The organism is Sorangium sp. So ce327 (assembly GCF_051530205.1).
Classification (GTDB): Bacteria; Myxococcota_A; Polyangia; order Polyangiales; family Polyangiaceae; genus Sorangium; species Sorangium cellulosum_B.
Window position 1 is genome coordinate 4,288,899 of record NZ_CP150330.1, and the last position, 18,878, is coordinate 4,307,776.

17 protein-coding genes are annotated in these 18,878 nt (G+C 72.7%); 12 read left to right on the forward strand and 5 right to left on the reverse strand.

Features of this window, described 5'->3' with window-relative positions:
- Positions 1–23 precede the first annotated feature (23 nt).
- Positions 24–1,079 (forward strand): tyrosine/phenylalanine carboxypeptidase domain-containing protein, encoded by a 1,056-nt coding sequence (locus tag WME95_RS16185; RefSeq protein WP_437552743.1) that lies wholly within the window; start codon positions 24–26, stop codon positions 1,077–1,079.
- Between the two features lie 325 nt (positions 1,080–1,404).
- Positions 1,405–1,617 (forward strand): hypothetical protein, encoded by a 213-nt coding sequence (locus WME95_RS16190; RefSeq protein WP_437909244.1) that lies wholly within the window; start codon positions 1,405–1,407, stop codon positions 1,615–1,617.
- A gap of 13 nt (positions 1,618–1,630) precedes the next feature.
- Here WME95_RS16190 and WME95_RS16195 read toward each other — a convergent pair whose 3' ends face one another.
- The 4 genes from WME95_RS16195 to WME95_RS16210 all read right to left on the reverse strand — a co-directional run bounded on the left by WME95_RS16195 (position 1,631) and on the right by WME95_RS16210 (position 6,596).
- Entirely contained in the window at positions 1,631–3,817 is a 2,187-nt protein-coding gene (locus tag WME95_RS16195) for a RecQ family ATP-dependent DNA helicase (protein WP_437909246.1), read from the reverse strand.
- A gap of 93 nt (positions 3,818–3,910) precedes the next feature.
- On the reverse strand, positions 3,911–4,603 hold the full coding sequence (locus tag WME95_RS16200; protein WP_437909247.1) for an oxidoreductase: 693 nt from the start codon (positions 4,601–4,603) through the stop codon (positions 3,911–3,913).
- Positions 4,604–4,985: 382 nt separating this feature from the next.
- On the reverse strand, positions 4,986–5,528 hold the full coding sequence (locus tag WME95_RS16205; RefSeq protein WP_437909249.1) for an NUDIX hydrolase: 543 nt from the start codon (positions 5,526–5,528) through the stop codon (positions 4,986–4,988).
- A gap of 471 nt (positions 5,529–5,999) precedes the next feature.
- Complete coding sequence (locus WME95_RS16210) at positions 6,000–6,596, reverse strand: FxsA family protein (RefSeq protein WP_437909251.1); 597 nt, start codon at positions 6,594–6,596, stop codon at positions 6,000–6,002.
- Between the two features lie 205 nt (positions 6,597–6,801).
- Here WME95_RS16210 and WME95_RS16215 point away from each other — a divergent pair, with 205 nt between their 5' ends.
- The 3 genes from WME95_RS16215 to WME95_RS16225 all read left to right on the forward strand — a co-directional run bounded on the left by WME95_RS16215 (position 6,802) and on the right by WME95_RS16225 (position 9,918).
- Positions 6,802–8,346, forward strand: coding sequence for a lysine 5,6-aminomutase subunit alpha (locus WME95_RS16215; protein ID WP_437552749.1), 1,545 nt, complete (start codon positions 6,802–6,804; stop codon positions 8,344–8,346).
- 28 nt (positions 8,347–8,374) lie between these two features.
- On the forward strand, positions 8,375–8,866 hold the full coding sequence (locus WME95_RS16220; RefSeq protein ID WP_437909252.1) for a hypothetical protein: 492 nt from the start codon (positions 8,375–8,377) through the stop codon (positions 8,864–8,866).
- Between the two features lie 317 nt (positions 8,867–9,183).
- Positions 9,184–9,918 carry an OAM dimerization domain-containing protein gene (locus tag WME95_RS16225; protein WP_437552751.1) on the forward strand — a complete coding sequence of 245 codons (735 nt, stop codon included), beginning with the start codon at positions 9,184–9,186 and terminating at the stop codon, positions 9,916–9,918.
- An 18-nt stretch (positions 9,919–9,936) separates the two neighbouring features.
- On the opposite strand, the gene WME95_RS16230 is transcribed toward WME95_RS16225, so the two are convergent.
- Positions 9,937–10,710 carry a J domain-containing protein gene (locus tag WME95_RS16230; protein WP_437909254.1) on the reverse strand — a complete coding sequence of 258 codons (774 nt, stop codon included), beginning with the start codon at positions 10,708–10,710 and terminating at the stop codon, positions 9,937–9,939.
- Positions 10,711–10,963: 253 nt separating this feature from the next.
- Here WME95_RS16230 and WME95_RS16235 point away from each other — a divergent pair, with 253 nt between their 5' ends.
- The 7 genes from WME95_RS16235 to WME95_RS16265 all read left to right on the forward strand — a co-directional run bounded on the left by WME95_RS16235 (position 10,964) and on the right by WME95_RS16265 (position 18,867).
- On the forward strand, positions 10,964–11,809 hold the full coding sequence (locus WME95_RS16235; protein WP_437909255.1) for an SDR family NAD(P)-dependent oxidoreductase: 846 nt from the start codon (positions 10,964–10,966) through the stop codon (positions 11,807–11,809).
- Between the two features lie 273 nt (positions 11,810–12,082).
- The gene (locus WME95_RS16240) at positions 12,083–13,846 is read left to right on the forward strand and encodes a hypothetical protein (RefSeq protein WP_437909257.1); all 1,764 of its coding nucleotides are present in this window, start codon (positions 12,083–12,085) and stop codon (positions 13,844–13,846) included.
- A gap of 44 nt (positions 13,847–13,890) precedes the next feature.
- On the forward strand, positions 13,891–14,394 hold the full coding sequence (locus WME95_RS16245; RefSeq protein WP_012235526.1) for a T3SS (YopN, CesT) and YbjN peptide-binding chaperone 1: 504 nt from the start codon (positions 13,891–13,893) through the stop codon (positions 14,392–14,394).
- Positions 14,395–14,413: 19 nt separating this feature from the next.
- Positions 14,414–15,631, forward strand: coding sequence for a hypothetical protein (locus WME95_RS16250; RefSeq protein ID WP_437909258.1), 1,218 nt, complete (start codon positions 14,414–14,416; stop codon positions 15,629–15,631).
- Between the two features lie 195 nt (positions 15,632–15,826).
- Positions 15,827–16,717, forward strand: a complete 891-nt coding sequence (locus tag WME95_RS16255) for a carboxypeptidase regulatory-like domain-containing protein (protein ID WP_437909259.1) — start codon at positions 15,827–15,829, stop codon at positions 16,715–16,717.
- Between the two features lie 364 nt (positions 16,718–17,081).
- On the forward strand, positions 17,082–18,080 hold the full coding sequence (cyoE, locus tag WME95_RS16260) for a heme o synthase (RefSeq protein ID WP_437552757.1): 999 nt from the start codon (positions 17,082–17,084) through the stop codon (positions 18,078–18,080).
- A gap of 169 nt (positions 18,081–18,249) precedes the next feature.
- Positions 18,250–18,867 carry an SCO family protein gene (locus tag WME95_RS16265; protein ID WP_437909260.1) on the forward strand — a complete coding sequence of 206 codons (618 nt, stop codon included), beginning with the start codon at positions 18,250–18,252 and terminating at the stop codon, positions 18,865–18,867.
- The last annotated feature ends 11 nt before the right edge of the window (positions 18,868–18,878 follow it).

The following is an 18,878-nucleotide window of genomic DNA, read 5'->3' on the forward strand; positions in this document are numbered from 1 at the left end:
AGCGGCCGGCGCCTCCGGCGTGGGTGCCGGACGCGGATCGGCTCCTCGGCGCCGCGGCGCGGCGGATCCGCGTCGTCGGGTCGAGCACGCCGGTGAACCTCGTCGAGGAGCTCGCGCGGCTCGCCGCCTCCTGGGCTCGGAGCGGCGGGGAGCTCCCGCGGTTCGCCTACGCGCCCGCGCAGGACCACGGCGATCTCCGGAAGGCGATGGAGGCGGCGGCCGAGCGGCTCGCGGGGCAAGGGGAGCTCGGCGCGGTCTACGCCGGCCGCGCGAGCGAGCTCGCCGCGGAGGCCGCCATCTGCGAGGCCGCGGGCGGGGCCGGGTGCTGGGCCGCCGCGCGCCGCCGCTACGCCGCGCGCGACGCGTTCGACGAGCAGGCGGACGCGCTCGCCGCGGCCTGGGTCGAGCAGGAGGCGGGCGCCGCGTCGGGCGACGAGGAGCGGGTGCGGAGCGATGACGCGCGCTCGCCCCGGTCGCTCGTGTCGCGGATGCGCCGCGAGATCGGGGCGCGGCGCCTGCCCCTCCGCGTCGTGATCGCCGACATCGCGCCGCTCGCCGCGACGGGCGACGGGGTGATCCAGGTCGCGCGGGGGCGCATGCTCACGCGCGACGACGTCGAGCGCACGGTGCTCCACGAGATCGAGGGGCACGCGGCGCCCAGCGTGCGCGCCGCGGCGCTCCCGCTCGGGATCTTCGCGATCGGGACCGCGAACGGGGGCGACGATCAGGAGGGCTGGGCGCTCGCGCGCGAGCGCGCCGCGGGGTACCTGGTCGGCGCCCGCCGGATCGAGCTCGGGCTGCGCCACCTCGCCGCGCGGAGCGTCGAGCGCGGCGCGGGCTTCGTCGAGACCGCGCGGCTGCTCGAGGCGCGCGGCGCGCGCTCCACGGGGGACGCCCTGCGCATCGCGGCGCGTGTCCACCGGGGCGGCGGCCTCGCGCGGGAGGTCGTCTACCTGCCGGCGCTGCTGCGGGTCGAGGCGCTGCTCGTGGAGCAGCCAGCGCTGGGGCCGGTGCTCGCGTCGGGCCGGGTCTCGGTGGGCGCAGCAGCGTCGCTCTCGTCCTGGGCCAGGGAGAGGTGATGGATCGCGGCTGCCCAGCTCGACCGGGGTTGCCCGGCTCGATCGGGAGGATGGGAAGCCGGGAAGAAAGTCCGATCCTCGCTGAACTTCATGCCTTCCTGTGAGGCCGATCCCATGAAATGAAGGCAGCGCCGGTCGGGTGAGGAGCGGGCGAGAAAGGGGGCTGCGTGAAGGGAAGGATCACTCCAGCCGTGCGAGCACGGCATGGAACGCGCTTGACGTGGTGGCCGGCGGGCGGGCTGCCTCGCGCGTGCGGTCGCGTCCGGGTCGACCGCGCGGCGTGCGGCGGCGGTCCTGGGAGCGGATGGGCCGGGCGGAGGCGGGCATGAACTCGAAGAAGGCCATGGAGAGGGAACCCAGGCGGCCGCCGAGGGGAGGGGAGGCCCCGACGGTGGTCCTCAAGGGGGACCTCCATGTCCTGGATCTCGGCGCGGGCCTGATGCTCGACGTGTTCATCAACGTCGAGGGGCGCCTGACGACGTTCGTCAGCCTGGAGGGCCAGCTCATCGCGGAGCTCCGCGTCGCCGGTCTCGCCTGAGGTCCGGGGCCCATCAGGGGCCCGAGAACTCCCGGACGACGCGGAGGATGCCCTCCCCGTAGCTCGAGATCTTCGCCTGCCCCATGCCGCGCGCGAGCGCGAGGTCGTCGAGCGACGCGGGCCGGATCCGCGCGATTTCCCGGAGCGTCCGGTCGTGCGCGATGACGTAGGCGGGCAGCGACTTCTCCTTCGCGAGCGCGGCCCTGTGGGCCCGGAGCGCCTCGAACAGCGGCACGTCGCGCTCCTCGAGCTCGACGCCGGGCTCCGCTTGCGCGCGCGAGGGGGGGAGGGGGGCGCCCGGCGCAGGGCGCGCCGCGTCGTCGTGGGTCGCTGCGGACGCGAACGCCTGCGGGGCCGGCTGCGCGCGCGCCCGCGGGGAGGGCGCGGCCGCCGGCGAGCGCGCGGCGGGCGACGGGCCCGCTGCCGCGCGGCGCGGGCGATGGGCCCGGCGCCGCGCCGCGGGGACCGGGAGCCGCACCCGCGCGGGCACCTCTCCGCGCATCACGCGCCAGCCCGCCGGCGTGATGAGGGGGACGGGGAACTCGCCGGTCGTGAGATCGATCCAGGCGTTGGCGAGCAACGCACGAAGGATCGACATCGCCTCGTCGTGGCTCTTCTTCTCGAGGACGCCGAACGTCGAGAGCCTGTCGAGCCCCATGCGGCGGACGCGCTCGTTCGACTCGCCGATCAGCATCGACGCGACCGCCTGCATCCCGGCGCCGCCCTTCACCCGCGCGACGCCGGCGAGCGCGCGGCGCACGAGGTCGTTGTCGCGGGCGAGCGCGGCCGGGTCGCTCGCCTCGAGGGCGTCGACCTCCAGGCAGACGTCGCAGTGGCCGCAGCCGCCGAGCGACTCGGCCTCGTCGCCGAAGTAGCGGAGGATGAAGTCGTGCCGGCACGTCGCGGCGTCGACGTAGCGGAGCAGCTCGCGGAACAGCCCCCAGGCGCGCGCGGCGTCGTCGGCGCTCGCCTCGACGCCCCCCTCACCGAGCTGGCAGAGCCGGCGGCGCAGCGCGATGTCCGCGGGCGCGAACAGGAGGAGGCCACGGGCCGGGGCGCCGTCCCGCCCGGCGCGGCCGACCTCCTGGTAGTACGCCTCGATCGACGACGGCGGCTGGGCGTGCACGACGAGGCGGACGTCGGGGCGGTCGATCCCCATGCCGAAGGCGTTCGTGGCCACGACCACGGAGAGGCTGCGATCGGCGAAGCCCGCCGAGATGCGCGCGCGGGACTCGGGGGCGAGCCCGGCGTGGTACGCTTCTGCGTTCCAGCCGGCGTCGCGGAGCGCCTCGGCGAGGCGCTCGGCTCCCTTGCGGGTGGCCGCGTAGACGATGCCCGCCCCGCGGGGCCGCCCGGGATCGCCGAGGGCCTCCAGCAGCGCGCGCGCCGTGCGGCGCCCCGCCTCGCGCGGGCCGTCGACCGCGGAGACCTGCAGGTGGAGGTTGGGCCGGGCGAAGCCGCGCAGGATCACCTTGGGCGGCGGCTGCTCGGGGCCCCGCCCGCTCACCGCACCGCCGCCGCCGTCGCCCGCGCCGTCGGGCGCGGGCAGCGGCCAGCCGAGCCGGCGGATGATCTCGTCGCGCGCGTCGGGGGTCGCCGTCGCGGTGCAGGCGAGGACCCGGGGCGGCCGGAGCCGCGCGAGCGCGGCGCCGATGCGCAGGTAGTCGGGCCGGAAGTCGTGCCCCCACTGGACGATGCAATGCGCCTCGTCGACGGCGACGAGCGAGAGGCGGCTCGCGGCGAGCGCCTCGAGGAACCCGTCGAGGGCGAGGCGCTCGGGCGCGGCGTAGACGAGCTTGTACTCGCCGCGGCGGAGGGCGGCGAGGCGGCGGCCGTTCTCCTCGCGCGCGAGGCTGGACGCGATGAACGTCGCCGGGATGCCGCGCGCCTCGAGGGCGCGGACCTGATCTTCCATCAGGGAGATGAGCGGGCTCAGGACGAGCGCCGTGCCGGGCAGGGCGACGGCCGGGAGCTGGTAGCAGAGCGACTTGCCGCCGCCGGTCGGGGCGACCACGAGGACGCGGCCCGCGCCCCCGAGCAGGGCCTCGATCGCCTCCCGCTGCCACGGCCGGAACGCGGCGATGCCGAACCGCTCCGCGAGCACGGCGTCGAGCGACGGCGGCGGGCTCTCCGGCGGGCGCAGCGGGGAGGGGGCGAGGCGCTCGGTCACGATCGGCGAGGGGCGTTGAGCGAAGACCATGGCGGCGTCATCGAGCGAGCGCCGTGCCTGCCGAGAGCCCTAGCATTTTCGCGCGCTTGCGTCGCCCGGTGGGTGGCGGCGCCATGGCGGTGATCAGGCCTGGACGACGCCGATGCCCTTGGCGAGCGCTTCCATGTCGTCGAAGTGATAGACGTGGCGACCGCTGCGCCCGCCGAGCGCGGCGGCGACCATCGCGCCGGCGACGGTCCTCGCGTCGATGGGCCGGTACCTGCGCAGGCCGCCCTTCATCGTGAACCGGAGCGTCTGCGCCGCCGCGACGCCGATGGCCTCGCCCTTCCTGACCTCGCCCCGCTCGCCGAGGAGCAGGCTCGGCCTGAGCACGTGGACCGCCGCGAAGCTCGCCGCCGAGAGCTCCTGCTCCAGCTCGCCCTTCACGCGCAGGTAGAAGCTGGTCGAGCGCGGGTCGGCGCCCACGGAGGAGACAAGGACGAACTGCTTCACCCCGGCCTTCTCGGCGAGCCTGGCGACGGTGATGGGGTAGCGATAATCGATCTCGTAGAAGGCCTCTTCGGAGCCGGCCTTGGCGATCGTCGTCCCGAGCGCACAGAACACGTCGCTCACGCCGGCGAAGTCCGCGCCTTCGAGCCGGTCGAAGTCGACGATGCGCTGCGAGAGCCGCGCATCGTCGATCGGGGCCGGGCGGCGGAGCAGGGCGACGACCTTCGTGTACGCTGGCTGTTGCACGAGGAGGCGCAGGCAGTGGCCGCCGACGAGGCCCGTTCCTCCCACGATGAGAGCTGTCTTGTCGACCGTCATGTCTTCCATGTCCGTGCGGAATCACCCGCGGAGAGCGCCGCCGCGGGGATCCACAGCCGTACCACGCAGCGTAACGCAAGCGGCGCGCGAACCATAGCGGCCGGCCGCGCACGGCGCGAGCGGACCGACGGCGCGGCTCCCCCACGCTTCCTTTCCTGGTGTGTCTGGGCGCTACATGCTCTGTCGGTGTCCAGTCACGCGCCGCGCTCGCCCGGAGCAGCATAGACGGACGACCGCGGCGCTCCGTCGAGCAGCTGGCGCTGGAGATGGCTGTACGCTGAAGGGCGGATGATCGCACATCTCCTGTGATCCCGCGGGCGCCTCTCGGAGCGAGCGTCCGAGATGTGCCTTGAGCGGGGCCCGCGCGCGTGGCCGGGCCCCGCGCGGGTCCTCACGTGAGCGGCGCGCCGGCGACCTTCTGCGAGGGCTTCGCGCGCTGGGCCTGCGAGCGCTTCGCGCGCTGGGCGTGGAAGGCCTTGACCGCCATCGGGATGACCAGCTCCCGGTGCTTGGGTACCAGGTTGTTCGGCAGCTGCTCGACTGGCCACCAGGTGCCCGTCGCCGGGACCTCGGCGAGCTTCGCCTGATGGACCCGGGAGAGCATCCAGCCGCGCGTGGCGGCCGAGAAGTAGTCGCCGACGAACGTGAAGTCGGAGATCGTCATCCCGACCCGGTGGAAGACGTGCTCGGGCTGCTCGCCCGGCGAGAGGACGCTGCCGGGGCAGCACCACTCTCCAGGGCCTGCCGCCGACGCTCCGCGCTGGGTCAGGAGCACCTCGAGGGCGCCGGAGTCCGCGTTCCTCCGGAGGCATACGGCGTCCGCGGCGAGGTGGATGGGGAGCCGGGAAAGAGCGTTGATGAGCGAGCTGCCGAGCGGCTCCCGTGGATCGACGTACCCGAGGAGCCAGCCGGCCATCGACTTGATGAGCCTCATCTCGGCACCCTCCGCGAGGGCGTGCGGCGGGGCTGCTGGAGCAGCGCCTGCCGGGCGTTCAGGCGAGCGCGTCGGCGCTGCTCAGGGCTGGACGTCGTGCCAGGGTCGTCCTTCGCGCTGCTGCCGGGGCGGCGCGGCCGGGTCGACGGGATCGAGGTTCGAGTTGGATCTTTCATAGAGGTTGCTGCGTTGGTGTCGTTGTGCGTTGTTGCGTGATGTTGCGCGGGTTCAGATCTTCATGTCGTTTCTCCTGAGATGTCGGGCTGCGCCGACGACGTTGATGAGCCTACAATGCGCTCTGTTTCTTTGTCGTTTCAGTCGTGCAGCTCGGACGTGAATCATTGTCCTGCGTCGTTGCTCGCGTGTCTCGCCGAGCTCCTGACGCCGGTGTTCGGGTGTCGTGCGTGAGAGTCGCTGGTGCTCCGGCGCGAGCGCGCATGCGTTCGCCGGGGCATCGGTGACATCGGGGTGTCAGCCGGGCAGTCGTCGCGACGTCCGCGCTGGCCCGCCGGCTTCATCCTCCTCGGCGCCCTCGGTCACCTCCGCATCGACGTCGATGACCTGCCACGACGCCGGTTGCCCGCGGGACGCGCCAGCGCGCCCCTCGGCGCGCTCGCCGAACGGCCCGCCGCTCAGGTCGATGACCTTCATGCTGAAGAACGCGCCGTTGCCGGGGCCGCCCACGCCGATGCCGGCGGCGCTCGCTTCGGCCACCCGTCGCTCGAACCGCTCCCGCACCACCGCCGCGACGCGGCGGCGCACCGGCGGGAGCAGGAGCAGGAGCCCTGCCACGTCGGTCAGCACCCCCGGCGTGACGAGCAGGGCCGCCCCGAGGAGCACAAGGAGCCCGCCCGTGAGCCCCTCGTCCGGGACGCGCCCCCCGGCCATCGCGCCGCGCCACGAGGCGAGCACCTTGAGCCCCTCGCGCTTCGCGAGCGCTGCGCCGAGGACCGCCGTCCCGAGCGCGATCGCCACCGTAGGCCAGAAGCCGATGACGTCGCCGATCGACAGCAGGAGCCAGAGCTCCAGGATCGGGAGCGCCGTGAAGAGCAGGATGAGCTTGCCCATGACCCCCGTCGTCTAGCGCCCCCGGCCGCGCCGCGCACGCGTGAGGCCGCCCGCCGCCGTGCGCCGTCATCACGCGCCGCGCCGCGCCGTCATCGGCCACCGCTGAGTCCCGCGAGGCCGGCTGTTCCATGCTCCGCCATGGATCCTGCGCCGGAGTACCGGCCGCGGTGAGAGTGCGCTAAGAGCGCTTGCCCCGGAGAAATCCATGACGACTGTCCCCGTGGAGCAGGAAAAGGTGGAGGCGTGCCGCGCGTTTGCCGCCGACATCGCCGACGAGGTGCAGCGCTTCATCGACCGCCACACGACGGTCGGCGTCGAGCGCACCGTCGCCCGCGCCTACGGCGTGGTCGGCGCCGACGCCGAGGGGACGCCGCTCGTGAACGCGCTGGTCGATCGCATCCACAGGGCGGGGCAAGCCGGCCGCGGCGTCGCGTACCACCTCGGCCGGGCGCTCTGCGAGGGCGCCGGCTCGGTGCAGGAGGCCGCGGAGATGCTGGCGTTCAGCGAGGCGGCCGACCTCGGCCCGGGGCCCTCCGCGGCCGAGGCGCGCGGCGCGCTCGAGGCCGCGACGCGGGAGGCGATCGCCCGGATCGACAGGGCCCGCGACGAGCGCGAGGCCACCAAGGCGGCGCACCGGGTCGGCGTCGCGCCGCTCAAGTACGTCATCGTCGCGACGGGCAACATCTACGACGACGCCGTGCAGGCCAAGGCCGCCGGGTTCGCCGGCGCCGACATCGTCGCCGTGATCCGCGCGACCGCCCAGTCGCTCCTCGACTACGTCCCGGAGGGGCCGACCACCGAGGGATACGGCGGCACGTACGCGACCCAGGAGAACTTCAGGATCATCCGCCGCGCCGCCGACGAGGCGACCCGCGACACCGGCACCTACCTCGCGCAGACGAACTACTCGTCCGGCCTCTGCATGAGCGAGATCGCCTGGATGGCGGCGGTGGAGCGGCTCGACATGCTGCTCAACGACGCGATGTACGGGATCCTGTTCCGCGACATCAACATGCAGCGGACGTTCATCGATCAGTATTTCTCCCGCAGGATCATCGCGAGGAGCGGCATCGTCATCAACACGGGAGAGGACAACTACCTCACGACCGCCGACGCGGTCGAGAAGGCCCATACGGTGCTCGCGTCGCAGTTCATCAACGAGGCGTTCGCGCGGCGCGCGGGCCTCCGCGAGGAGCAGATGGGGCTCGGCCACGCCTTCGAGATCGACCCCTGGCTCGAGGACAGCCTCCTCTTCGAGCTCGCCCAGGCCCAGCTCGTCCGGCAGATCTTCGACCGGCACCCGATCAAGTGGATGCCGCCCACCAAGTTCAAGACAGGCGACATCTTCCACAGCCACGTCCACGACGCGATGTTCAACCTGGTCGGGATCACGACCGGCCAGTCGATCGAGCTGCTCGGGATGTTCAGCGAGGCGGTCCACACACCGCTCCTCATGGACCGGTATCTCTCGCTGAAGAGCGCCCGCTACATCTTCACGGCGGCGCGGCACCTCGGCGACGAGATCCAGTGGAAGCCGGGCGGCATCGTCGAGCGGCGCGCCCGCGAGGTCCTCGACAAGGCGCACGAGCTGCTGCGGGAGGTCGAGCAGGAGACCGTCTGGGACGCCATCGGGCGTGGCGCGTTCGGCGACGTCAAGCGCACGCGCACCGGGGGGAAGGGGTACTCGGGCGTCGTGGTGCGGCACCCGGAGTACCTCAATCCGATCCTCGACGTGCTGGAGCGGCCATAAGCCGACCGGAATCTGCGAGCATGGGCGCATGAGCGGAAGGACGCCCGAGGAGACACGGCGCCGCGGTTCGCCTTACCGGAGCGACGCGACCGATGCGGTGCGGCTCGAGATCCTCGAGGATCGGGTCGCGGAGCAGCGGCAGGCGCTCGACCGACAGCAGCGCGCGATCGACGAGCTCAGGCAGGAGCTCGAGCGGATGCGCGCTCAGCTCGCTCACCTCCCGGCGCCCGCGCCCCCCGCGAAGGCGGAGCCGCCGCAGAGGGACGACGTCCGCCGCGCGGCCGAGGAGCTCCTGCGCCGCGCGGGTCGCCTTCCCTCGTCGGAGGTGTTCTCCGAGCTGCGCAAGCTGGTCGACGCCCACCCGGCGCACGGCTTCATCGAGGAGCTCGTCGATCGGGTCCACTGCGCCCGCTGCGCGCGGCGGATCCGACGCCCGGACCCCAGCGAGCCGGCCCACCACGAGCGGTACTGGTCGGGTCGATGCCCGCGCTGCAACGAGCCCCTCTCCTTCCAGCGCTGACGCGCCGATCGAGGGGAACGGAACGATCGGAGAAGGGACCGCCGAAGCGCCATGGACGCCAGGAACCCCTGGATCTCTCCTCCTTACATCCTGGCGTCTCACTCCCTTCTCGTCCCAGCACAGCGCCAGAGTCGGGCTCGAACCGCTCCGGGAAGCCGCGTCACTGGAGTCTTCAAAAGGCATGCTCTCTGAGCTTTCGTGTCGTTTTCGCTCGCTCTCTGCGGCGCGATCGCCCTAGCCGCGCGAGGCTGCCTGGCGCTACTGTCAACCAGGGATCGGCGCAGTCCGCCCCCTGTAGCCTGTAGACGGAGGTGAGCATGACACCGCGAAACATCCTGCGTGCGTATGGCGACCGCGAGGGCGACGGGATGGTCCAGATGTCGTTCACGCTCCGCGTCCTGCCGGGCGACCGCGCGCGCGAGGCGGCGAAGCGCTTTGCCGAGTCGCACGGCCTGCGCGAGCCGCTGGTCACGGCGATGGAGCAGGCCAGCCGGGAGCACACGTATTTCGTCGTTTACGGGCACTCCCAGCACGGGGTCGACCTCTCGGACATCGAGGTCCAGGAGCTCGCCGCCCAGCCGCTCACCCGGGACGACATCGAGGCGCAGGCCAAGAAGCTCGGCCGGAAGATCGTGGTCGTCGGGGCGTGCACCGGCAGCGACGCGCACACGGTCGGCATCGACGCGATCCTGAACTACAAGGGGTTCGCCGGCGAGAAGGGGCTCGAGAGCTTCAAGTGCTTCGACGCCCACAACCTCGGCGCGCAGGTCGAGAACGCCGAGCTCTGCGAGAAGGCCAAGGCGCTCGGCGCGGACGCGATCCTTGTCTCGCAGGTGATCACGCAGCGGAACTGCCACAAGGAGAACGCGGCGGCGCTCGTCGACCTGGCGACGCGCCAGGGCTTCCGGGACAAGGTGATCCTGCTGCTCGGCGGTCCGCGCATCGATCACAACCTGGCCGTCGAGCTCGGCTTCGACGCTGGCTTCGGCCCGGGAACGAAGCCGATCACCGTGGCGTCGTTCCTGATCGAGCGCCTCGTGGGCCGGGCGTAGGCGGTCAGGCGTAGGCGGTCAGGCGACGAGCAGGTGGTAGGCGGCCGAGAGCTCGGCGAACCGCGCGGTGCGCTGGGCGCCGTCGCCGGCGTGCGCGGCGGCGCGGTCGGGGTGCATGGACGCGGCCAGGCGGCGGAATGCGCGGCGGATCTCGGCCTCGCTCGCGCCCTCGCGCAGGCCCAGCACATCGAGCGCCCGGCGGCGCGGCTCGTCCGCCCGAGCGGCGCGCGGCGGCGCGCCCGTCGGCCCGCTGTGCGCGGCGCGCGCCGACGAGCCGGCGCGCCGCTGCCGATCCCGCGCGCGCGGGCGGCCGTGGAGGAAATCGCTCGGCGGGAGCGGGCCGGTCTGCCGCAGCGACCCGGCGAGGGGCCTCGCCGTGTGGAAGCAGATGGTCGCCTCCTCGATGCTGAACAGCGCCTCGAGGCGCGCGCGGAGCTGGATCCGGAGCGCGCGGTCGACCGCGGTCGCCGGGATGAGCCCCGCCGCCACGAGCACCTCGCCGGTCCGGCGCCCCCGGTGCGCGGCGACGAGCGCGGCGAGCCGCTGGATCGACGGCTCGGGCGCGGAGCCCTCCTTCGCGAGGATCTCGCCGAGGCGGGGCACCCGGAGCGGCGTCTCGACGGCCGTGACGAGGCCGGAGAAGAGCTGGATCCGGTGCTGGCGGCCTGGCACCGTCGAGCCGCTCGGCGTCCGGAGCTCGCAGAGCTCCAGGAGCCCGGTGGTCTTCTCGCGGTGCAGCGCGCCGAGCAGGTCTCCCAGGGTCGACGTGGAAAGGCGGCTGGGCAGTTGCATCGAAGGCGGCGTTATCACTGCCGCGCTCGATCGGCCAAAGAAGCGGCGCGGGCGCTCCGGCGCGCGGCCATCACCCTCGTCGGACGGGCCCGCTCGCGCGCACCGTCGCTCGGCGCTCGCTCGGCGCTCGCTCGATTGCGCTGCGCGCGCCTGCGCGCACGAATGTGTGCCCGGGCCGAGGCCCGCCGTGCGAAGCTCCGCGCGAAAACGGCACGGCGCACCGCGCCGGCGCGCGGATCAGGAGGAATCTGCGATGGGCTTGCTCGACGGAAAGGTCGCGATCATCACGGGAGCCGGCGGCGGGATCGGCCGCGAGGAAGCGCTGCTCTTCGCCCGGGAGGGCGCGAAGGTCGTCATCAACGACCTCGGCGGGACGCGCGACGGGTCGGGCTCGAGCGACGCGATGGCGGCGCAGGTCGCGGAGGAGATCAAGGCCGCGGGCGGGCAGGCCGCGCCGAGCTTCGACAGCGTGGCGACCCCCGAGGGCGCGGCGAAGATCGTGAAGACCGCCGTCGATGCGTTCGGCCGGGTCGACATCCTGGTGAACAACGCGGGGATCGTCCGCGACAAGACGCTCCTCAAGATGGATGAGGGCATGTGGGACGCCGTCATCGCCGTTCACCTGAAGGGGACGTTCCTTTGCACGCAGGCCGCTGCGAAGCAGATGGTCGCGCAGGGCGGGGGAGGGCGGATCGTCAACACAACGAGCGTCTCCGGGATGCTCGGCAACTTCGGGCAAGCCAACTACGCGGCTGCCAAGGCCGGCATCTACGGCCTCACCCGCACCGCCGCGATCGAGCTGCAGAAGCAACGGATCACCGTCAACGCGATCGCGCCCATCGCCAAGACCCGGTTGACGGAGGATCTGCCCATGTTCCAATCGGCGGGCGACACGCTCACGCCGTCGCACGTGGCGCCTGCGGCGCTGTTCCTCGCGTCCGACCTGTGCGCCGACAAGACCGGCAACGTCCTCGCCGTCGCCGGTGCACAGATGTACATTTACAAGGTCGTCCAGAGCCCCGGGAAGTTCAAGGACGAGGGCGGCGTCTGGACGGCGCAGGAGATCGCGGATCACTGGGACGCGATCATCAAGCTCTGATCGTGGCGACGGCGCAGGGCGGCCTCGCCGAGGGCGGGCGCGGCCGGAGCGCCGGCGCGGACGATGCGGCTGCGCGTGAGCCGACCGTTGCTGCGCTGATCCCTGGATGCTAGGTTCGAACCGCTTCCGGGGTACGTTTGGCGCATCGGCGCACTGTTCGAGCAGGTCGTTCACGCGGAGTCTGGAGGTGCCACCGGTGACCGTCTTTCGCTGCTGTTACGCCTGCGCCATGTCGCGCGGTGCGGCCTCTGCAGCGCGGAGGCGTTGAGCGCCGTGTCGCGTGACGCCCACATCCCGCTCGCCCTGTGGATCTGCGCGGCGATCGTGGCGCACATGGCGGGCGGCGGCGGCGCCGTCGAGGTGGCGCAGGTCATCGAGGATCGCGCCCAGCTCCGCCAGATGGTCCACGCGGTGAGGGATGGCCTCCGGCCGGGCGACACGACGTTCGAGATCCTGACCGACGGCGCGGCGCTCACGCCGCCCCCCGCCCCGCTCGCGCCGCCCGAGCGACCGTCGGACAGCGAGCCGGACAAGGACGCGACGCCCGATCCGCAGCAGCCGAACCCCGAGCCGACCAAGGCGGCGACGATCCCGCCGCGGAAGCCGCCGAAGGCCGAGCCGCCGCGCCAGGCGAAGGCGCCTCCGCTCGCGCCGCCAAAGCCTGAGCCGCCCAAGGAAGAGGCGGCCAAGATCGTACCGGTCCAGCCGGCGCCGCCGCCGCCGCTGCCGCCGGCGGATCAGCGGATCGCCGTCCGGCAGCACGTCCAGAAGGACCAGCAGGACAACCCCGAGGCGAACCGGATCGCGGACGACGCCAACAAGGTCGACGAGGAGACCATGGCGCAGATCCGCTCGAAGGATCAGGACGACCCCGAGCCGACGCCCGGGACGCCGTCGGGGCCGAAGGCGCCGACGGACAGGGTCGGCGACAGCGACCACGATCACAGCGGCCACAGCGAGGAGCGCGCCGGCAACGAGAAGCACGCGCCCGGCGAGGGGAACCCCGAGAGCGAGAGCGCGGAGCACCACAGCCCGGCGTCGCCGGCGAAGGCAGCGCAGGCCTCCCGGGCGGCGCCCCCCCCGAGCATGCCGGGCGCGAGCGGCGGCGCTCGCGTCGCGCAGGTCTCTCCCGCGCTTCCGCCGCCGGAGAAGGGCGCCGCGGGCGGCTCCGGCCCGGCGTCGCCCGAGGTGATCGACGGCGCGCGCGGCGGCTATACCCTCAATCCGGCGAACCCGGGCGGCGACGGCAAGAGCCGCGTGGCCGGCAAGAAGGCGACGCCGCAGCCCTACCAGAGCCCGGTCCGTGTCGGCTCGATCGGCCTCGGCGCGCCGGGGCTCCCCGGCGGGCCCAACCTCAACCTGGACATGGCCGGCGTGCAGGCGGCCGTCGGCAACGAGAAGCTCAGGGCGGAGCGGGCCTCGGACGGCGCCTCCCGCAGGAGCGCGCACCGGGGCTCGTGGGAGACGACGGACAAGTGGAAGAAATGGCGTGCCGCGATCGAGAACTACGACCCCTCGGTCAAGCCCGGCAACCAGACCTCGCTCAACGCCGCGCGGGTGCCGTTCGCGACGTACATCAACATGATCCACAACCGGCTCCACCCGATCTTCGCGGAGGAGTTCCTGGCGTCGCTCGAGAGCTTGCCCTCCGGGCACGCGTTCAACCAGAACCGGGTCACGCACGTGGAGATCGTCCTGAACAAGGACAGCGGCAGCGTCGTGCGCCTCGGGGTCACGAGGCCGAGCGGGATGACGGCCTTCGACATCGTCGCGCTGAACTCGGTGCACCGCGCGTCGCCCTTCGGCAAGGCGCCGGACGCGATCGTGTCGCCGGACGGCAACGTGTACTTGCACTGGGAGTTCCACCGGGATCCGTACGACGCGTGCTCGACCCGCAACGCCCGCCCGTTCCTGCTGAAGGCGCCCTCCGGCGCCGCCCCGATCGAGCCGGCGCCTGTGCGCAAGGGGCCGCGGCCCGTCCCGGGCGACGAGGGGGCGCCAGCGCCGCCAGGCCCGCTGCTTCCGCTCAGGCGTTAGGTCCCGGCTCTGCACCGGGACCGCGGCGATGTATCCTCCGCGTCATGCCGAAGGATTCCGACGAGGCCGTTCGAGTGACCAACGCGCGCATCGAGGCGGCGCTCGCGGATTCCCCGGCGTTCACCCGAGTCGAGCCGCAGTTCTACGTCGTTCGCCAGGGGACAGCGTACGTCTACCTTCATGTCCTTCCCTGGGCGCCCGATCGCGCGCTCGTGCGGCTCGTCGCGCAGCTCGCCCGCGGCGTCGAGATGACGCCGGACCTCGCGATGAAGCTGCTCCGCCTGAACGCGCGCATCCGCTTCGGCGCCTTCGGTTACGTCGCGCAGGGCTCGTGTGTGGTCATCGTCCACACGCTCCTCGGCGGCGAGACGCTCGACGCCGACGAGATCCTTGTCGCCCTCCGGGATCTGTCCGTGCTCGCGGACGAGTACGACGATCGCATCGTCGAGGAGGCCGGCGGCCAGCGGATGCAGGACCTGATCGACGCCTCGGCGACCGCCGCGGTCTTCACGGATCTCGAAGCTCCCCGCGCCTGGGACAAGGGCTGAGCGACGGGCGCTGTTCTTCATGCTCCTCACCATCGATCTCCCACCCGAAGGCCCTCCTCCCTCCGCCGCGCCGGACACCGCTGCCTCGCCCCGTCGCGAGGAGGGCGGCGAGCCTCCGCCCGCCGAGCGCCGGTCCTCCGCCGCCGGGCGGCCTCCGCTCGCCGGCCTGCCTGTGCTCGCGCTCATCCGGCCGCTCGCGGTCCTCGCCCTGCTCGCGATGATCCTCGGCCGCATGGTCGCGCCGGCGATGGTCGGCCTGGCGGTGGGCATCGAGCGCGCTGTCCACACGATCGAGCTCGCCGGCGCCGGCGCCTCGCAGCTCTTCGCGATCGGCGCCATCGTCGTCGCGATGGCGCTGATCAGCGCGGTCGTGCGGAGCCGCGTCCCGTACGCGCTGCGGATCGGCGCGATCGTCGCGGGCAGCTTCGTCATCCTGGTCGTGCTGCACGCGACGGTGCAGCGCGTGCCCGATCTGTCCGCCGCGCTCATCGGCGTGAGCGCCGCGATCCTCGCGCTCGGCAGCGCGTGGGAGGCGCTCCGCGTCCCGTTCGTGCGTCCGGTCGCTGCCGCGCTCGGGCTCATCGGCGCCTCCGCGCTCGTGCGGCTCGCCGGCGTCCTCCTGGCCGTCTGGGCGAACGACCGCGGCTCGAAGGCGCTCGCCGGCGCGACGAGCTCTGTCGCGACCGCAGCCTTCGCGCTCGATGCGCTGGCCGTCCTCGCGGCGACGGTCGCGCTCGGCGCGGGCCGCGAGGCGCGGCCGCGTGACGCCGAGCCGCCGCCGCCGCGCCTCGTGAGCCCGCTCTCGCTGGTGGCGCTCGCGTCGGCGCTGTTCGCCACGCGGGCGGCGCTCGCGGGCGCCGCCGACGACGCATCGATGGTCGAGGCGCTCTTCCGCCGCGCGCTCGACCGGCTGCTCACTCGCCCCGCTCCGGTCGTGCCGCTCTCGATCCAGCTCTTCGTCGCCGCCCTGTCGGTGGTGGTCGTCGCGCTCGCGCTCGTCGCCCCGCCGCGGCTGCCGGCGCTGGGCGGCGCGCTCGCGCTGCTGCTCGTCGCGGGCAGCGCCCCGGAGGTGCCGCTCGGCGCGCTGTCGCTGGTGATCGCCGCCCTCTGCATCGCGCTCGCGGCCCGCGACGAGCGCGGCTTCTGGGCGGCCATGCTCGCGAACGAGCGCGAGCGCACCTCGAGCTCGCTCCCGGGCGCCGGGAAGCCGGACATCACCGGCGGCGCGTCAGGTTGACGCGAGCGACGACACTCGTTAAGCACGCCCTCGCTGTGCGGAAGAACAGCGCGCGGCATTCCACCCGCTGCTCGCCAGAAGGACGCGGTGGGAGCCGCCGCCCGGTCCAGACGGTCCCTCCTCAAAAGGCCAGGTCAGGCTCGGAGGGGCGCGAACCAGGCTCGCGTGGCGCGCCGCGGGCGCGGGAGAGTCCTCATGCATCGTCGCGATCTCGCCTCGCTCTCTGCTCTCGCGCTCACCGCGCTGGCGCTCGCAGGGTGCCCCGAGGAGCCCTCGAGGCCCAGCGGCGGCACGGCCGCGACCGCCACCGCGGCGGCGCCCCCGGCGGCCTCGGTCGAGAAGCCCTCCGCGGCCCCGCAGGGGTCTGAAGCGCCGAAGGCCACGGCGCAGGAGGCCGCCCCGGCGGCCCCCGCGGGCAAGGGGATCATCAAGGGGGTCGTCAAGTTCACCGGCAAGCCGGTCGAGATGAAGGTCCCCACCGCGCGCAAGGACGCCCCGGTCTGCCAGGACAAAGATGTCCTGTACAACGCTGTTGTCGTCAACGATGGCAAGCTCAAGGACACCTTCGTCCGCATCGCGGTCGGAGGCGTGCCCGGCACCTGGAAGGCGCCCGACGCGCACGCGGTGGTCGACCAGCAGGACTGCATGTATGTGCCGCGCATCCAGGGCGTGGTCTCCGAGCAGCAGGTCGACATCAAGAACAGCGACCGGACGCTGCACAACGTGCACACCTACAAGGGCTCTGAGACGCTGTTCAACCAGGCGCAGCCGGGGGGCGCCGCGCCGCTGACGAAGGCGTGGAAGGACGGCATCATCAAGCTCACCTGCGACGTCCACCCGTGGATGCGCGGCTTTGTCGTGGTGACGGATCACCCCTTCTTCGCCGTGAGCGGCGATGACGGCTCGTTCACGATCGAGAAGGTCCCTGCCGGCAAGTACAAGCTCGAGGCGTGGCACCCGCACCATGGCCTGAAGACGGCCGACGTCACGGTCGCGGACGACAAGCCCGCCCAGGTCACGTTCACGTACGCCGGCACCGAGCCTGAGCCGGCGGAAAACAAGGACGAGCTCAAGGGCCTTTGGTGAGATCCATGGCAGCGCCTGCAGCAGGCGTCGCCCCGCCCCGGGCCGCCCGGCTGGCGGCGAGCGGCGCGGTGGAGCGACCTTTCCAGGCTCACTCGACGCGCAAAGAACGGATGAGCACGCCACGACGGTTGCCGCAAGGCGACTCGTGCCCTAAAGGGTGGCGGGCGACAACTGACGAACTCGACTCCCCGAGCCGTGTTGTGCGCGCTAGTCTCCCGGCCCCGATGCTGTTTTCTCCCGCCTCCCGCGCTCCGGTGACGACGTCGTTTTTCAGTGTAGCTGTCCCGAGACCAGGGATCTTCGGAGCTGTCGCGCGAGCGCGCGGCGCGGGCGCCGGGCACAGCAGCGAGGTGCGCGCGTGACCATGAGCGTCGAGCCGGCCGCCGAGCGCGCCCCGGTCCCTTACGTTCGCCAGGCCGAGCCGTCCGAGGGCGGCGGCTGTGCGGTCCCCACGAGCGCGCGCCCGCTGCTCAAGGGAGCGGCCGATCTCGTGAGCCTCACCAAGCCGCGCATCACGAGGATGGTGGTCGCGACGATGCTCGGCGGCATGTGGGTCGCGAGCCGCTATCTCCGCGCCGGACTGGCGGGAGAGGCCGCGATCGAGCGCGCGGCGGTGCCGCCGGCGCAGCTCGCGCTGGCGTTGCTGGGGACGGCGCTCGTCGTGTCCGGCGCCAACGCGCTCAACATGTACATCGAGCGCGACACCGATCTGCTGATGGCGCGGACGCGGAGCCGCCCCTTGCCGGCGCGGCGGCTTTCGCCGGAGCTGGCGCTCTGGTTCGGGATCGCGCTCTCGGCCGCCTCGATTCCGGTGCTGTTTCTCGGGGTGAACGCGATCACGGGCGTGCTCGCCGCGGTGGCGCTGCTCAGCTACGTCCTCGTCTATACCCCGCTCAAGCGAAGGACGACGCTGTCGCTGCCGATCGGCGCGATCCCCGGCGCCATTCCGCCGCTGCTCGGGTGGACGAGCGTCACAGGGCAGATCGACGCGCCCGGCTTCCTGCTCTTCGCTGTCATGTTCCTCTGGCAGATCCCGCATTTTCTCGCGATTTCGCTCTTCCGTCAGGACGAGTACCAGCGCGCGGGGCTCAAGGTGCTGCCGCTCGAGAAGGGCGATCTCACGACACGGCGCCACATCGTCGGCTACCTGGCGCTGCTCGTGCTGTCCTCGGTGCTGTTCGTCCCGCTCGGCGTGGCGGGCCCTGTCTACCTCGGCGCCGCGATCCTCCTCGGCGGGGCGTTCTTCGGGCTCGGCGTCTACGGTCTCCGCGCGGGCACCGGCGCTCGCTGGGCGCGTCAGGTCTTCTTCGCCTCCATGGTCTACCTGGTGCTCCTCTTCGCTGCGCTGATGATCGGCGCCTGAGCGGCGCCTCGTCGCCTTGACTCACTGGCGACAGGCCCTTAAGCGTCACCGGATGGTCTCAACGGAGCCCACGCGCCACACGAACGGCGCTCTGTCGCATGCGGAGCCGACCGGCCAATCACTTCCGTCCGACCGCGGCGACGCGGGGAGGCCTCGGCGCGGCGGGCTCGTGGGCACACCGGTGTTCTGGGCCGCGCTCCTCGCGCTGGTCGGGCTCGTGGCGCTCATCACCATCGGGGTCGCCGGGCGCGCGCTCCACGGCCAAGCGGCGGAGACGCCCGCGATCCGCATCCCTCTGCCCGCCTTCGAGCTCACGGATCAGCGGGGCGCGCGGTTCGGGCTGGAGCAGCTCCGGGGCCGCGTGTGGATCGCGGACTTCATCTTCACGACCTGCCCGACCGTCTGTCCCAAGCTCACGCAGCGCATGAGCGAGATCGAGCGCCGAGGCCGCGATCTCGGTGACGCGCTCCACCTCGTGACATTCACTGTCGATCCGGAGAACGACACCCCGGCGGTGCTCGCGGCCTACGCGGCGTCGCAGCGTCTCCCGCTCGAGCGCTGGACGTTCCTGACAGGCCCCCTCGATCAGATAGAGTCGACGGTCCTCGACGGCTTCAAGATCGCCATGGGCAAGAAGGAGTCGAGCCCTGGCCTCTTCAGCATCTTCCATGGCGAGCGCCTCGTGCTGGTCGACCAGCAGGGCGTGATCCGCGGCTACTACGAGGCGAACGACGACGGGATCGACGCGGTCTTGCGCGACGCGGGCGCCCTCGTGAAGTCGAGGTGACCCGCTCGCGC